Below are 14,587 nucleotides of genomic sequence, written 5' to 3'. Positions count from 1 at the left end.
CGATGATCATGAAACAGACTCTGCTCGCCCTGCTGCTGGCCGGCGCCCTGCAAGGCGCCGTCGCCGCTCCCGCCGCCCCGGTCAAAGAAGTGGACCGCATCGTCGCGGTGGTCAACAAGAACGTGATCACCTGGCTGGATCTGCAATCCCGCGTCGACGAAGCCATCAAACAGCTGCAAGCGCAGAAAGTGACGCCGCCGGCGCGCGCCGTGCTGGAAAAACAGATGCTGGAACAGATGATCACCGAGGAGGTTCAGCTGCAGTACGCCGCCAGCGGCGGCCTGCGCATCGACGACGCCGCGGTGGATCAGGCGGTGGCCAATCTGGCCAAGCAGAACAAGATGGACGTGGCCGGCCTGAAAGCCCAGCTGGCCAAGGAAGGCCTGGCCTTCGACAAGCTGCGCGCCGAAGTGCGCAAGGAACTGACCATCGCGCGCCTGCGCGACAGCGAAGTCGCCGCCAAGGTCAACGTCAACGAGACCGAAGTCGATCAGGTGCTGAAAAGCGCGCAGAGCGGCAACCGCGCCGAATACCACCTGGCCAGCATCCTGATCAACGTGCCGGAACGCGCCGACGCCAAGCAGATCGACGCGCTGTCGAAGAAGGCCGAGAAAGCGCTGACGGATCTGGAGGCCGGCCAAGCCTTCGCCAAGGTATCGGCCAGCTACTCCGACGCCCCCAATGCGCTGAAAGGCGGCGACATGGGCTGGCGCAGCGCGGTGTCGCTGCCGGTTGAGTTCGTGCAGATGCTGGAACAGCTGAAAACCGGCCAGCACACCAATGTGATCCGCACCCAGCAAGGCTTCTTCATCTTCCAGTTGCAGGACAAACGCGACAGCGGCGCGCCGCTGATGGTGGAGCAATACCATGTGCGCCACATTCTGATCCGCACCAACGAGGCGGTGTCGGCCAACGACGCCAAAACCCGCATCGAACAGGTGCGCGACCGCATCCAGCGCGGCGCCAAGTTCGCCGACATGGCCAAGCTCTACTCCGAAGACGGCAGCAACGCCAAGGGCGGCGATCTGGGCTGGGTCAATCTGGGCGATCTGGTGCCGGATTTTGAGAGCGCGATGACGCAACTGCCTATCGGCCAATTGTCGCCGGCGGTGCGCACGCCCTTCGGCTGGCATTTGATCCTGGTGGAAGGCAAGCGCAATCAAGACGTGTCCGGCGACCGCGAGCGGCTGGCGGTCAAACAACAGATCCGCTCCCGCAAGATCGAACAGGCGTACGCCGACTGGGTGCGCCAACTGCGCGACTCCGCCTTCGTCGAAGAACGGCTGGACGAGAAGTAAGATGAGCGTCCCCGTATTGGCCGTCACCACCGGAGAACCAGCCGGCGTGGGGCCGGATCTGGCGCTGCGGCTGACGGAGGCCGGCGTCGGCGCGCGCTGCGTGCTGATCGGCGACAAGACCTTGCTGGCCGCGCGCGCGCGGCAGCTGGGCCTCTCGCTCGCGCTGCGCGATTACGCGCCGGACACGCCCGCGCCGGCGCAGGGACTGGAAGTTTGCCATGTGCCGCTGGCGGTTCCGGCCGCTCCCGGCCGGCTGGACCCGGCCAACGCCGGCTATGTGCTGGCGACGCTGGACCGCGCCATCGACGGCTGCCTTAGCGGCGAGTTCGCAGCCATGGTGACCGCGCCGGTGCACAAGGGCGTCATCAACGACGGCGGCGTCGCCTTCTCCGGCCACACCGAATACCTGGCCGAACGCACGCACACGCCCAAGGTGGTGATGATGTTGGCCGGCGGCGGCATGCGCGTGGCGCTGGCCACCACCCATCTGCCGCTGCGGGACGTCGCCGACGCCATCACCGCGGACAGCCTGGAGCAGGTCATCCGCATCCTGCACGGGGATCTGCGCGCCAAGTTCGGCATCGCCGCGCCGCGCGTGCTGGTGGCGGGCCTGAATCCGCACGCGGGCGAAGGCGGCCATCTGGGGCGCGAGGAAATCGAGGTCATCGAACCGCTGCTGGCGCGGCTGCGCGGCGAGGGCATGGACCTGATCGGCCCCTTGCCGGCCGACACCCTGTTCAACCCCGACAAGCTGCGGCGCTGCGACGCGGTGCTGGCGATGTATCACGATCAAGGCTTGCCGGTGCTCAAGCACGCCAGCTTCGGCGCCGGCATCAACATCACCCTGGGCCTGCCCATCGTCCGCACCTCGGTCGACCACGGCACCGCGCTGGATCTGGCCGGCAGCGGTCAGGCCCACCCGGGCAGTCTGTTCGAGGCCGTGCAGCTGGCGGCGCAACTGGCCGCCTCCGCCGCGAACTGACTCAGCGGACGATCACCTCGTCCGGCAACTCGTTGACGCTGGGCCCGCCTCGGAGCGGCGCATGCTCGATCAACAAAGCGTGTATCCGCCACAAGCCGGCCTCCAGGCCGGCCACTCGCTTGCCTTCCGCCATCGCGCGTCCGACTTCGGCGCAAATCTCCTCCCAGGCCCGCGACGGCACCCGCCGGTCTATGCCGCGATCGGCGACGATTTCAATGCGGCGCTCCGCCAGCAACACATACACCAGCACACCGGTGTTCTCCTCGGTGTCCCATACCCTCAGCAGGCCGAACCACTCCAGCGCCCGTTCTCGAGCGCTCATGCCGCGCCAGGCGTCGCGCCAATCCAGCGCCGACTCCACCACAAAGCGCAGCTGACCGGCGTGTTCGCGTTCCGAAGCCGCGATGCCTTGCTGCAAACGCGCCAGTTCCGCGGCGGGAAAACGCCGTCGCGCCAAATAGCCGGTGCTGGCCAGATGACGCAGCGCTCTATGCCATGATTTCCACATCACCAATCTCCCGAAGCGCCGCCGCCGCCAAATCCCCCGCCGCCGCCGGACCAGCCGCCTCCGCGGCCGCCGCTGCTTCCGCCGCGCCAACTCCCGCCGCCTCCGCCGCCGAACGACAAGCCGTGGGCGCCGATCACCAGGCACAGGAGCGCCGCCACCGCCCCGGCCAGCAAGGCGAACACGACGCCTGCGCCCAGCAGCAAGGCCGCGGCGACGCCCAGGCCGCCCATGATGAGGCTGCCGATCAAGCGTCCGAACAGGCGGCTGACGACGCCGGCGCCGAACAAGACCGCGAACGCCAGCGCCGGCCAACTGTCTTCCCAGCCCTGCTGCTGAGTCCGCGTCGGCGGGGGCAGCTTTTCGCCGTCGATCAGGCCTTCCAGCTGCGACGCCGCCGCTTGAATGCCCTGAAAGCGCAAACCCTGCTTGAACAGAGGCCTCAGCGTGTCCTGCAGAATGCGCTTGGCGTAGATGTCGGGAATCGCGCCCTCCAGGCCGCGGCCCACCAACAACTGGGTCTTGTGCTGATCCGCCACGATCAGCAGCAGCACGCCGTCGTCCACCCCCTTGCGCCCCAGCTTCCAGGCGTCCATCACCCGGGTGCCGTAGTCGAAAGGCGTTTCCGGCTCCACCGACGGCACGATCAAGACCGCCAGCTGACTGCCTTTGCGCTGATGAAAGCTCAGCAATTGCCGTTCCAATTGTCCGCGTTCGTCCGCCGATAAAAAACCGGCCAGATCCACCACCGGCGAACTGGCCGGCGGCACCGCCAGTTCCGCCCGCGCCAGCTGCGCGCACAGCAGCAACGCGATGCCCAAGCAACGCCATAGCGCCCTCATCTTATTTGCTCGCCTCCGGCTCGCCGAAGTTGACCTGCGGCGCGGTGGAAATGGCCTTCTCGTTCTCCACGGTGAAATTCGGCCGGGTCTTCAGGCTGAACATCATCGCGGTCAGATTATTGGGAAAGGTCCGCACCGTACTGTTGTACGCCTGCACCGAATCGATATAACGCTTGCGCGCCAAGGCGATGCGGTTCTCGGTGCCTTCCAGCTGCGCCTGCAGATCGCGGAAGGATTGATCCGCCTTCAACTGCGGATAGTTTTCCGACACCACCAGCAAGCGGGACAAGGCCGAACCCAGCTGATTCTGCGCCGCGGCGAAATCATTGAGCTTTTTCTCGTCCGTCGCCATCGACGCATCCATCTGGATGCTGCCCACCCGCGCCCGCGCGGCGGTGACTTGGGTCAGCACCTCTTTTTCATGCTTGGCGTAGCCTTGCACCGTCTTGACCAGATTGGGAATCAGATCCGCGCGCCGCTGGTATTGATTGATCACCTCGGACCAGGCCGCGTTGGCCGCCTCGTCCTGAGTCTGCATCGCGTTGTAACCGCAGCCGCTCAGCGACGCCGCCAATAACAAAGCCATCGCCCACTTCTTCCACATCATCCTGTTCTCCATTCCCGTCGTGGCCGCGCCATCCCGATCAGCGCAACGCGTTCGAGCTTCAGTTTACCCATAAAAAGCATAAAACCAGCAGTTTTCGCCCCGCCTATGGAATAGCGCGCACCATTCCCTCCCCTGCGCGGCCAGACCGGCAAGACCGGCGCGCTCCGCCCCCGGCTCGCCTTGCCCAACAATATACAATTCGCGCCAATATCTTGAAGTAAAGAGGGAAATCCCTAGTGAATACGGGTTTTTCGCAACGCAACAATTGGGCTACACTGGTGGACGTTTTTCCAATAATGACAGCTGCACGGACAATGACCACCACCACCCAAGCCCGTGTGCGGGAGATCCCGTACAACTACACCTCGTATTCCGACCGCGAAATCTTCATCCGCCTGCTGGGCGCGCCGATGTGGAAGCTGCTGGAAGAACTGCGCGCCGAACGCAAGACCGGCCGCTCCGCCCGCATGCTGTTCGAGGTCTTGGGCGATATCTGGGTGGTGGACCGCAACCCCTATCTGGTCGACGACCTGCTGGACAATCCCAAGCGGCTGGCCGCCTTGGTGGACGCGATGCGCCACCGGCTGGCCGAAGTGGAAAAACGCCGCGAAGGCAACGACAAGGTGGGCAAGATGCTGACGGCGGCCCGCGCCGCCGTCGAGCGCTTCGCCGAACAGTTCGAGGATACCCGCGAACTGCGTGCCAAGATCCTGAAGAAGCTGTCCCGGCTCACCCGCCGCGACAATATCCAGTTCGACGGCCTGTCCCGCGTCGCCCACGTCACCGACGCCACCGACTGGCGCGTCGAATACCCCTTCGTGGTGCTCAGCCCGGACAGCGAGGCCGAAATCGCGCCGCTGGTGCGCGCCTGTATCGAGCTGGGCCTGACCATCATCCCGCGCGGCGGCGGCACCGGCTACACCGGCGGCGCGGTGCCGCTGGACCGCATGAGCGCGGTGATCAACACCGAGAAGCTGGACCGCCATCTCGGCGTCGAACAGGTGGAACTGCCCGGCCTGGACGGCCCCCGCGCCACCATACAATGCGGCGCCGGCGTGGTCACCGCCCGCGTCGCCGAGGCCGCGGCGGCGGCCGGCCTGGTGTTCGCCGTGGACCCCACCTCGGCCGAGGCCTCCTGTATCGGCGGCAATATCGCGATGAACGCCGGCGGCAAGAAGGCGGTGCTGTGGGGCACCACGCTGGACAACCTCGCCAGCTGGAAAATGGTGGACGCCGACGGCCAATGGCAGTTCATCGAACGCCTGGGCCACAACTACGGCAAGATCCACGACGTCGACGTCGCCCGCTTCCGCGTCAGCCAACTCAAGGACGATGGCCAGACCGTGGTGTCCAGCCGTCAGCTGGACATCCCCGGCAGCGCCTTCCGCAAAGTGGGCCTGGGCAAGGACGTCACCGACAAATTCCTGGCCGGCCTGCCCGGCGTGCAGAAGGAAGGCTGCGACGGCATCATCACCAGCGCCCGCTTCGTGCTGCACCGCATGCCCAAGCACATCCGCACCGTCTGTCTGGAGTTCTTCGGCACCGTGGCCGAGGCCACGCCGGCCATCGTCGAAATCACCGACCTGTTCAAACCCGGCGGCGCCGGCCTCGCCGCCGGCGTGCAGCTGGCCGGCCTAGAACACCTGGACTGGCGCTATGTGCGCGCGGTGTCCTATGTGACCAAGGCCAAGAGCAAGGGTCGGCCCAAGATGGTGCTGATCGCCGATCTGGTGTCGGACCACGAGGACGCGGCGGCGGAATCCGCCAGCCAGGTGGTGCGGCTGGCCAACGCGCGTCACGGCGAAGGCTTCATCGCCATCACCCCGGAAACGCGCAAGCGCTTCTGGCTGGACCGCAGCCGCACCGCCGCCATCGCCAAGCACACCAACGCCTTCAAGATCAACGAAGACGTGGTGATCCCGCTGCCGCGGCTGGGCGATTACAGCGACGGCATCGAACGCATCAATATCGAACTGTCGATCCAGAACAAGCTGCGCCTGCTCGACACCCTGACCGAATATTTCCACGGCCGGCTGCCGGTGGACAAGCTGGACACCAATCTGCCGTCGGAAGAACTGATCGGCGACCGCCGCGCCTCGGCGCTGTCCCAGCTCGCCATCACCCGCGACCGCTGGCAATGGCTGTTGGAACACCTTGACCGTCCCTTTCACGAATACCGCGAACGCTGGCCGCACGCGCCGCTGGAAGACGCCGCGGCGACGCCGGCCTCGGTGTTTCACGCGCTGCGCGATATGGTCGTGCGCGTCAGTTGGAAGCGCGAAATGCAGGCCGAGCTGGAGCAGCTGTTCTCCGGCAACACCGACGGCCCCATCCTAGCCGCCATCCGCGCCATCCAGCAAAAAGTGCTGCGCAGCCGCGTCTTCGTCGCGCTGCACATGCACGCCGGCGACGGCAACGTCCACACCAACCTGCCGGTCAACTCCGACGATTACGAGATGCTGCAGACCGCGCACAAGGCGGTGGAGCGCATCATGGCGCTGGCGCGCGCGCTGGGCGGCGTGATCTCCGGCGAGCACGGCATCGGCATCACCAAGCTGGAATTCCTCAGCGAAGAAGAAATCGCCCCCTTCCGCGCCTACAAGCAGCAAGTGGACCCCAACGGCCACTTCAACCGCGGCAAGCTGCTGCCCGGCGCCGACCTGGCCATGGCCTATACGCCGTCGTTCTCCTTGCTGGGCGCGGAGTCGCTGATCCTGGAACAATCCGACATCGGCGCGATCAGCGATTCGATCAAGGACTGCCTGCGCTGCGGCAAGTGCAAGCCGGTGTGCTCCACCCATGTGCCGCGCGCCAATCTGCTGTACTCGCCGCGCAACAAGATCCTCGGCGTCGGCCTGCTGACCGAGGCCTTCCTCTACGAAGAGCAGACCCGCCGCGGCGTCAGCCTCAAGCATTTCGAGGAATTGTCCGACGTCGCCGACCATTGCACGGTCTGCCACCGCTGCGTCAAACCCTGCCCGGTCAAGATCGACTTCGGCGATGTTTCGGTGGCGATGCGCAACTTCCTGCGCAAGACCGGCAACAAGAGCTTCAATCCCGGCACCGCGGTCGGCATGGCTTTTCTCACCGCCAAGGATCCGGCCACCATCAAAGCGCTGCGCACAGGCTTGGTCGGCGTCGCCTACAAGGCGCAGCGGCTGGGCAACGCGGTGGGCAAGCGCCTGGGACTGATAGGCTCCCAGACCCGGCAGCCTCCGGCCACCGTCGGCAAGGCCCCGGTCAAGGAGCAGGTGATCCACTTCATCAACAAGCCCATGCCCGGCGGCCTGCCCAAGAAAACCGCGCGCGCGCTGCTGGACGTGGAAGACGCCAGCATCGTGCCCATCATCCGCAACCCCAAGCTGTCGGAAGACGCGGAAGCGGTGTTCTACTTCCCCGGCTGCGGCTCGGAGCGCCTGTTCAGCCAGGTCGGCCTCGCCACCCAGGCCATGCTGTGGCATGTCGGCGCGCAGACCGTGCTGCCGCCCGGCTATCTGTGCTGCGGCTATCCGCAGACCAGCGCCGGCTATCAGGACAAGGGCGACGCCATCACCACCGAGAACCGGGTGCTGTTCCACCGCGTGGCCACCACGCTGAACTACCTGGACATCAAGACCGTGGTGGTCAGCTGCGGCACCTGCTACGACCAATTGTCGCAATACCGCTTCGAAGACATCTTCCCCGGCTGCCGCATCATCGACATCCATGAATACCTGATGGAGAAAGGCGTCAAGCTGGACGGCGTAGGCGGCCAGCAATACCTGTATCACGACCCCTGCCACACGCCGATGAAGGCCTATCAGCCGATGAAAGTGGTCAACGAGCTCTTGGGCGGCGGCGTGGCGCTGTCGGACCGCTGCTGCGGCGAATCCGGCACCTTCGCCGCCAGCCGGCCGGACATCGCCACCCAGGTGCGCTCGCGCAAGGAAGAGGAAATCAACAAGAACCTGCAGGCGCTGACCGGCGGCGCCAAGCCGTCCCAGCCGGTGAAGATCCTGACCTCCTGCCCGTCCTGCCTGCAAGGCTTGTCGCGCTACGGCCCGGACACCGGCACCGAGGCCGACTACATCGTGGTGGAAATCGCCAAGTATGTGCTGGGGCCGAACTGGTTGAAGCAGTATGTGGACCAGGCGCGCGATGGCGGCATTGAGCGCGTGCTTCTATAAGGTTGGAGAACAATCCATGGGCAACAAAGCGCTCATCGTCATCGACGTGCAATACGGTCAGATCGAAGGCCTGCCCCGCGCCGGCCGCGCCGACGCCGTGCTGGCCAATCTCAACCGCGCCATCGCGCTGGCGCGCCGCCAACACATGCCGGTGATTTTCATCCAGCACGACAGCGGTCCCGGCAGCGATCTGGCGCGCGACAGCGAGGCCTGGCAGCTACATCCGGCGCTGGCGCGGCAGGATGGCGACGCCGTGGTGCACAAACGCTTCAGCGACAGCTTCCAGCGTACCGCGCTGACCGAGCTGCTGCGCGGCGGCGATGTCGACGAGCTGTGGCTGGCCGGTTCCGCCACCGAGTTCTGCGTGGACAGCACGCTGCGCTCGGCGATGTCGCAGGAATACGCCGTCACCCTGATCGCCGACGCCCACACCTGCAAACCGCGGCCGCGGCTGAACGCGGAACAGGTGATCGATCACTTCAACTGGGTCTGGTCCAATCTGGACGAAACACCCAAGCCCCTACGCGTGCGCAACATCGCCGAACTGGAAAGCGGCGCGGCCTAAACAAAAACCGCCGGGCACGCCCGGCGGTTTTTCTTTGCGGCTTCCGTTTTACTTCAACGGCGACGCGGCCGAGGCCTTGGCGGCCGCCTTCTTCTTGGCCGCGGCGGCGTCCTGACGGACTTCGCTGGTGGTCTTCAGCAAAGTGCCCTGAGCGTCGTCGCCGTCCAAGGACCAGCTGAACACCCCGCCCAGCTGCTGTTGACGCACGTAATCCAACTTGGTGCGGATGGTGGCGGGGTCGTCGTAGCTCCAGAACTCGTTGCCGTCGTAAGTCCACAGCTGCTTGCTGACCGGATGCACGAACTGCTTGGCGGAACGGCTCTTCAGCACCTTGTAGTCCTCGATGCCGGCTTCGTAAGTGCCTTTGCCCGCGCCGGTGGCCACCTGGTACAGACCATCGCCCTTGGGTCCGGCGGCCACGCCGGCCCAGCCGCGGCCATAGAACGGGATGCCCACGTTCAGCTTGGCCTTGGGCACGCCGCCCTTGACCAGGGTCTGGATCGAGTCGTCGACGTTGTAGTAGACGCGGTCGCCGGTCACCGGAGCCGCCGGATCGCGGAACAGATTGGACTGGAAGTTGGTCGGCCCCTTGGCGTCCCAGCCGCCGTTGAAGTCGTAAGTCATCACATTGATCCAGTCCATATAGGCCGCGTACTTGGCCGGCTCGGTCTGGCGGATCTTGTCGACGCCGGAGCCAATCGCCGCCGTCAGGTAGTAGCGGCGCTTGTTCTGCGCGGTCAGCGCGTCCAGCTGGCTGCGGAATTCCGCCATCAGCAAGGTGAAGTTCTGCTTATCGTTGGGATCCACGCTATTGGTCGGCAGACCGCCGCCGCCCGGGTATTCCCAATCGATGTCGATGCCGTCGAACACGCCCTTGGCCGCGCCGGCGCCGCCGGCGTTCTCGCCCACCGGCAGATTGCCTTTCAGGTACAGATCGATGCAGGACGCGACCATGGTCTTGCGGCCGGCGTCGGTGGCGGCGAATTTGCCGAAATTCTTCGACCAGGTCCAGCCGCCCAGCGAAATCAGCACTTTCAGCGAAGGATTGGCCAGCTTCAGCTTGCGCAGCTGATTGAAGTTGCCGCGCAGCGGATCGCTCCAGGCATCGGCCTTGCCGTCCACCGACTCATTGGCGCCGAAGGATTTCTGGTAATCGGCCCAAGCGTCGCCGCCGTCGCCGTTGCCGTTCTCGGCGCGGGTCACCATGCCGCACTTGCCGTCGGCGTAGACGTTGCCGAAGGCGTAGTTCAGGAAGGTCAGCTTCTTGTCGCCGCCGGCGTCCACCAGATTGCGCAGCTTGTAATTGCGGCCGTAAATGCTCCATTGCGCAAAATAAGAGCCGACATGACGACCCACGGTCGGCGTCGGTTCCGGCGGCACGCCGGTGCCCGGTCCGGGGCCGGGATCGCCGCCGCCCGGCGTGCATTCGCCGGCAGGCCGCTCTTCCCACGGCCCCCATTGATCCGCGCCCGGCTGATTGTTCTGCGTCCACCACTTGGCGCGCCAGGTCTTGTTGGCGTACAAGGCGTAATCGCCGCCGTTATAGGTCTGCGCATTGCTCCACGCACTGCAGGCCGGCGCGGCGAACGCCGCCGCGCTGCTCAACAACAAGCCAGCCCCCCCAAACAGCGCCGACAACGTCAACGAAAGTTTCGACATTCGGACCTCCTCAATTCTGTCAGTGATCACGGCAGCGTCATGCTGTCCCCGCTGCAGCACCGCAAGCCGGCGTTTTAGTTCGGACATGTGGTATTACAGTGGTATCAGATTCGAGCAATCACTCCACCGCTGCCAACCCAAATTTCACCAACCTGTCCTTAATAACAGTTAAAACAGGTCAAAAGGATTGTCTTACGCCGACAAGGGCGCAGCTGTGGCTCAAAAATGCGTGAAAGTTCAGGTTTACGCGAATTTAGGCGAATTTATCGCACAAATAGCCAAGAAAAGGAGATAAACAGCGCACTTGGCGATGTCTATTTCTTCAGTGAGAAAGCCGCTTAAGCACAGGAGAAATGCCTGTTGGCAATTTGAGACAAAACTTCACAGCAAAAGCATGGGCTTCACAAAACCATGCCACTACAAAACCATTACGTTTTCAATCGCAAGCCAAACGCATGCCGCAACCGGCCAGAAACGCAAAGAGGAGGCCTTGGCCTCCTCCCGATACCCTGCCTGTAGCCGCAGAATCAAGCCGCTTTTTTCACCTGTGCTTTTTTGTGGTGATGCTTCTTAACGTGCTTCTTGGCGGCCTGGGCTTTCTGCGCGGCCGGAGCGGAAGCCGCTTTCTTGGCGTGCTTCTTGTGATGGTGTTTCTTGGCGTGCGCCGGAGCGGCGGCCTTGGCGGCCGGGCCGGAGGCGTCGGCGGCGAAGGCGGCGGCGGAAGTCAGGCCGATTACGGAAGCCAGGATCAGTGCGGTGATCTTTTTCATGATGTTTCTCCAAGTCTGCGACTTATCGGTTGTCAGGGCACCGTCCTGGTGCGTCCTTGAATTCATCATATGCAAGCCGCCTCGCCGCAGTCTGTGAGGCCTGTGTTAAATCATGTAACCGATCGTACAAGGCCTCAGCGCCGCGTCTCACCAAGCGAGCGGAGTCAAACCTTCTCAGACCGGCGCCGGCTCCTTGGCCGCCACCCGCGTCACCAGGATCTGATCGATCTTGTGATTATCGATGTCCACCACTTCGAACTTGTAGCCCGCGTATTGCACGCAATCGGTGCGGCGTGGAATCTTGCGCAGCATATACATCATGAAGCCGGCCACGGTTTCGTAGTTCTGATCGTCCGGCAATTCGTCGATCTCCAACACCCGCAGCACATCTTCCACCGGGGTGATGCCGTCCACCAGCCAGGAATTCTCGTCGCGTTTGACGATTTGCTCCTCCTGTCCCTGGCCCACCAGATCGCCCATCACCGTGGACATCACGTCATTGAGCGTGATCAGGCCGACGACAAAAGCGTATTCGTTCAAGATCACCGCGAAGTCCTCGCGCGTGCCCTTGAATTGATCCAGCGACTCCGACAAGGTCAAGGAGTCCGGAATCAGCAGCACCGTCTTCAACAAGCCGGGCTCCTTCAAGGAGATCGCGCGGCCGGCCAGCACCCGGCGCAGCAAATCCTTGGAATCGACGTAGCCGACCACATTGTCGATGCCGTTGTCGCAGACCAGGAACTTGGAATGCGGCTGCTCGGCCACCTTGGACTTGATGCTGTCCTCCGCTTCGTCCAGCGTGAAATAGATGATGCTCTCCCGCGGCGTCATCGACGACGGCACCAGCCGGCTTTCCAGCTCGAACACGTTCTCAATCACCTGATGTTCCTGCCGGTGCAGCACGCCGGCTTCCGCGCCGGCGTCCATCATCGCCGAGATGTCGTCGCTGGTGATCTCGTCGCGCGGGCTGGTCGGCATGCCCACCAGCCGCAGCAGCAGGCCGGACAATTCATTGAACAGCCACACCAGCGGCTTGAACAGCAACACCATGAACAGCATGGGCCGCACAATGCGCACCGCCACCGTCTCCGCGGCCACCATGCCCAGACGTTTGGGCGTTAAGTCGGCGAACAGGATGAACAGGCTGGTCACCAGCAGGAAGGACGAGAGAAAACCCAGGCTCTGAGCCAGATCCGGGGACAGGAAAAACCCCAATACGCGGGCGAAGAAGGGCGTGAACGCCGCCTCGCCGACAATACCGCCCAGGATGGCCACCGCATTGACGCCTATCTGCACCACGGTGAAGAAATGTCCCGGATGCTCCTGCAAAGCCAGCACCTTGCCGGCATTGACGTTGCCCTCGTCCATCATCTGACGCAAGCGGATCTTGCGGGAAGCCGCCAGCGATATTTCCGACACCGAGAAAAAGGCGCTGGCCAGAATCAGCGCCAGAATAATCATCATATCCGTCATCAAGCTCTCCATTGTGCCCGCCGCTGCGCCTGAACACCGCACAGGCGACGGCATACGGCAGAAGGCATGATAAATAGTTCAAATCATAATTTCTGTAATGATAGCAGCGAACCGGGCTTTAGCCGAAGCCCGCGGCAACCGTTACAATAAGGTTTCCGCATTTCAAAAGGCCGCCATCATGGATTGTGAATTGTGCCAGGCCCCGGCCGGGCAAGTATTGCACGAAGACGATCATCTCAAAGTCCTGCTGGTGGACGAGGAAGGCTACCCCGGTTTCTGCCGCGTGATCTGGAAGGCCCACGTCAAGGAAATGACGGACCTGTCCGCCTGCGACCGCCTGCACCTGCTGGACTGGGTCCATTACGTGGAAGCCGCGCTGCTGCACTGCATGCAAGCCGACAAGATCAACCTGGCCAGCCTCGGCAATATGGTGCCCCACCTGCACTGGCACGTGATTCCCCGTTTCGCCGACGACGCTCATTTTCCCGCCCCGATCTGGGCCGCGGCCCGCCGCCAAAGCGCTCCGCGCGCCTGGCCGCAACTGGCGGAGCAGTTGCGCCGACAGCTCGCCGCCGCCCAGACTCATTGCTGGCTGGACTATCAAATCCAGGTGGACCAGGTTCCGGACGGGCTGGAAGGCGCCGATCTGGCCTGCTACCGCTTCTTCGCCGAATCCGGCCTGAGCTGGCCAGTCGACAGCGTGGACGCCGACGGCCGGCACTGGCTGGCCTTGCGCCGCTGCGGCCCGGACGGCACGGAACAAGTGGACAGCCTGCGCCTGGAGCCCGGCAGCTACCAGCTGCTGCCCTGCCCGCGTCCTTATCAGGCCGGACGGCTGCGCTAAGCGCCCGTCCTCGGCCATCCATCAAGAAAGAGGAATGCCATGCACCAAACCTTGATCTCCGCGGAACAGCTGGCGGCTCTGCCGACAGAACGCCTTGTGATTCTGGATTGCCGCTTCCGGCTGGAACAAGCGGATTATGGCTTGACCGCCTATGAGGCCGGCCACCTGCCGAACGCGCATTACCTGAACCTGGATTACCATCTTTCCGGCAGCAAGACCGGCGCCAACGGCCGCCATCCGCTGCCCGACGGCAGCCGCTTGGCGGTGGACCTCGGCGCGATCGGCATCACTCCGGACACCCAGGTGGTCGCCTACGACGACGCCGCCGGACAATACGCAGCCCGCGCCTGGTGGCTGCTGCGCTGGCTGGGACACTCCGCGGTTGCGGTGCTGGACGGCGGCGTCCAGGCCTGGACCCGGACCGGCCGCGCCCTCGACCAGCAAACGGCGGAACGCCGTCCCTGCCGTTTCTCGATCAAGCCCGCACTGGAAGACACCGTCGATGCCGCCGCCGTGCTGAGCAATATCGAGCAGCCGGCCTTCACCGTGGTGGACGCCCGTTCCGCCGAGCGCTTCCGCGGCGAAGGCGAAACGCTGGATCCGGTGGGCGGCCATATTCCCGGCGCGGCCAACCGCTTCTTCATGCTCAACGTCGACGCCGACAACCGCTTCAAGCCGGCGGAACAGCTGCGCGCCGAATGGCAAGCGGCGCTCGGCGACCTCGATCCGGCGTCCATCGTTCATCAATGCGGCTCCGGCGTCACCGCCTGCCACAATCTGCTGGCGCTGCGCCACGCCGGCTTCGAAGGCAGCCGGCTCTACCCCGGCTCCTGGAGCGAATGGTGCAGCGACCCGGCAAGGCCGGTGGCGCGCTAG

12 protein-coding genes are annotated in these 14,587 nt (G+C 64.3%); 6 read left to right on the top strand and 6 right to left on the bottom strand.

Annotation, left to right across the window (positions count from 1 at the left end; all coding sequences use genetic code 11):
- Positions 1–8: 8 nt before the first annotated feature.
- Positions 9–1,298, top strand: coding sequence for a peptidylprolyl isomerase (locus tag AB1Z25_RS01090; RefSeq protein ID WP_227106548.1), 1,290 nt, complete (start codon positions 9–11; stop codon positions 1,296–1,298).
- A 1-nt stretch (position 1,299) separates the two neighbouring features.
- Positions 1,300–2,280, top strand: coding sequence for a 4-hydroxythreonine-4-phosphate dehydrogenase PdxA (gene pdxA / locus AB1Z25_RS01085; protein WP_486636419.1), 981 nt, complete (start codon positions 1,300–1,302; stop codon positions 2,278–2,280).
- Position 2,281: 1 nt separating this feature from the next.
- Here the strand turns inward: pdxA and AB1Z25_RS01080 are convergent, their stop codons facing one another.
- From AB1Z25_RS01080 to AB1Z25_RS01070, 3 genes are read right to left on the bottom strand one after another with little or no spacing between them, the layout of a single operon-like run.
- Positions 2,282–2,788, bottom strand: a complete 507-nt coding sequence (locus AB1Z25_RS01080) for a TPM domain-containing protein (RefSeq protein ID WP_227106546.1) — start codon at positions 2,786–2,788, stop codon at positions 2,282–2,284.
- Positions 2,788–3,627: a TPM domain-containing protein gene (locus tag AB1Z25_RS01075; protein ID WP_486636418.1), complete on the bottom strand. Its 840-nt coding sequence runs from the start codon at positions 3,625–3,627 to the stop codon at positions 2,788–2,790. Before AB1Z25_RS01075 ends, AB1Z25_RS01080 begins: the two co-directional genes overlap by 1 nt.
- 1 nt (position 3,628) lies before the next feature.
- Positions 3,629–4,231 (bottom strand): LemA family protein, encoded by a 603-nt coding sequence (locus AB1Z25_RS01070; protein ID WP_253313575.1) that lies wholly within the window; start codon positions 4,229–4,231, stop codon positions 3,629–3,631.
- Between the two features lie 317 nt (positions 4,232–4,548).
- Between AB1Z25_RS01070 and AB1Z25_RS01065 the strand changes: the two genes are divergently transcribed.
- Together AB1Z25_RS01065 and AB1Z25_RS01060 are read left to right on the top strand one after the other, a co-directional pair.
- Entirely contained in the window at positions 4,549–8,400 is a 3,852-nt protein-coding gene (locus AB1Z25_RS01065; protein ID WP_486636417.1) for a DUF3683 domain-containing protein, read from the top strand.
- Positions 8,401–8,416: 16 nt separating this feature from the next.
- Complete coding sequence (locus AB1Z25_RS01060; protein WP_486636416.1) at positions 8,417–8,965, top strand: cysteine hydrolase family protein; 549 nt, start codon at positions 8,417–8,419, stop codon at positions 8,963–8,965.
- Between the two features lie 48 nt (positions 8,966–9,013).
- Here AB1Z25_RS01060 and AB1Z25_RS01055 read toward each other — a convergent pair whose 3' ends face one another.
- The 3 genes from AB1Z25_RS01055 to paeA all read right to left on the bottom strand — a co-directional run bounded on the left by AB1Z25_RS01055 (position 9,014) and on the right by paeA (position 12,867).
- Positions 9,014–10,624 carry a glycosyl hydrolase family 18 protein gene (locus tag AB1Z25_RS01055; RefSeq protein WP_486636415.1) on the bottom strand — a complete coding sequence of 537 codons (1,611 nt, stop codon included), beginning with the start codon at positions 10,622–10,624 and terminating at the stop codon, positions 9,014–9,016.
- Between the two features lie 527 nt (positions 10,625–11,151).
- On the bottom strand, positions 11,152–11,394 hold the full coding sequence (locus tag AB1Z25_RS01050) for a hypothetical protein (protein WP_486636414.1): 243 nt from the start codon (positions 11,392–11,394) through the stop codon (positions 11,152–11,154).
- 174 nt (positions 11,395–11,568) lie between these two features.
- A complete protein-coding gene (gene paeA, locus AB1Z25_RS01045) occupies positions 11,569–12,867 on the bottom strand; it encodes a polyamine export protein PaeA (RefSeq protein WP_227106541.1) in 1,299 nt (432 codons plus the stop codon).
- A gap of 178 nt (positions 12,868–13,045) precedes the next feature.
- Between paeA and AB1Z25_RS01040 the strand changes: the two genes are divergently transcribed.
- The gene (locus AB1Z25_RS01040; protein ID WP_486636413.1) at positions 13,046–13,711 is read left to right on the top strand and encodes an HIT family protein; all 666 of its coding nucleotides are present in this window, start codon (positions 13,046–13,048) and stop codon (positions 13,709–13,711) included.
- Positions 13,712–13,750: 39 nt separating this feature from the next.
- Positions 13,751–14,587 carry a sulfurtransferase gene (locus AB1Z25_RS01035; RefSeq protein WP_227106539.1) on the top strand — a complete coding sequence of 279 codons (837 nt, stop codon included), beginning with the start codon at positions 13,751–13,753 and terminating at the stop codon, positions 14,585–14,587.

It is taken from the genome of Chromobacterium sp. HL1, assembly GCF_057418835.1.
The sequence above is the reverse complement of the archived record's forward strand: the minus strand, read 5'-3'. Positions and strand labels throughout refer to the sequence as shown.

Coding starts and splice junctions, on each gene's coding strand:
- AB1Z25_RS01090 (WP_227106548.1), top strand. CDS start 9: ATGAAACAGACTCTGCTCGCCCTGCTGCTGGCCGGCGCCCTGCAAGGC.
- pdxA (WP_486636419.1), top strand. CDS start 1,300: ATGAGCGTCCCCGTATTGGCCGTCACCACCGGAGAACCAGCCGGCGTG.
- AB1Z25_RS01080 (WP_227106546.1), bottom strand. CDS start 2,788: ATGTGGAAATCATGGCATAGAGCGCTGCGTCATCTGGCCAGCACCGGC.
- AB1Z25_RS01075 (WP_486636418.1), bottom strand. CDS start 3,627: ATGAGGGCGCTATGGCGTTGCTTGGGCATCGCGTTGCTGCTGTGCGCG.
- AB1Z25_RS01070 (WP_253313575.1), bottom strand. CDS start 4,231: ATGTGGAAGAAGTGGGCGATGGCTTTGTTATTGGCGGCGTCGCTGAGC.
- AB1Z25_RS01065 (WP_486636417.1), top strand. CDS start 4,549: ATGACCACCACCACCCAAGCCCGTGTGCGGGAGATCCCGTACAACTAC.
- AB1Z25_RS01060 (WP_486636416.1), top strand. CDS start 8,417: ATGGGCAACAAAGCGCTCATCGTCATCGACGTGCAATACGGTCAGATC.
- AB1Z25_RS01055 (WP_486636415.1), bottom strand. CDS start 10,624: ATGTCGAAACTTTCGTTGACGTTGTCGGCGCTGTTTGGGGGGGCTGGC.
- AB1Z25_RS01050 (WP_486636414.1), bottom strand. CDS start 11,394: ATGAAAAAGATCACCGCACTGATCCTGGCTTCCGTAATCGGCCTGACT.
- paeA (WP_227106541.1), bottom strand. CDS start 12,867: ATGACGGATATGATGATTATTCTGGCGCTGATTCTGGCCAGCGCCTTT.
- AB1Z25_RS01040 (WP_486636413.1), top strand. CDS start 13,046: ATGGATTGTGAATTGTGCCAGGCCCCGGCCGGGCAAGTATTGCACGAA.
- AB1Z25_RS01035 (WP_227106539.1), top strand. CDS start 13,751: ATGCACCAAACCTTGATCTCCGCGGAACAGCTGGCGGCTCTGCCGACA.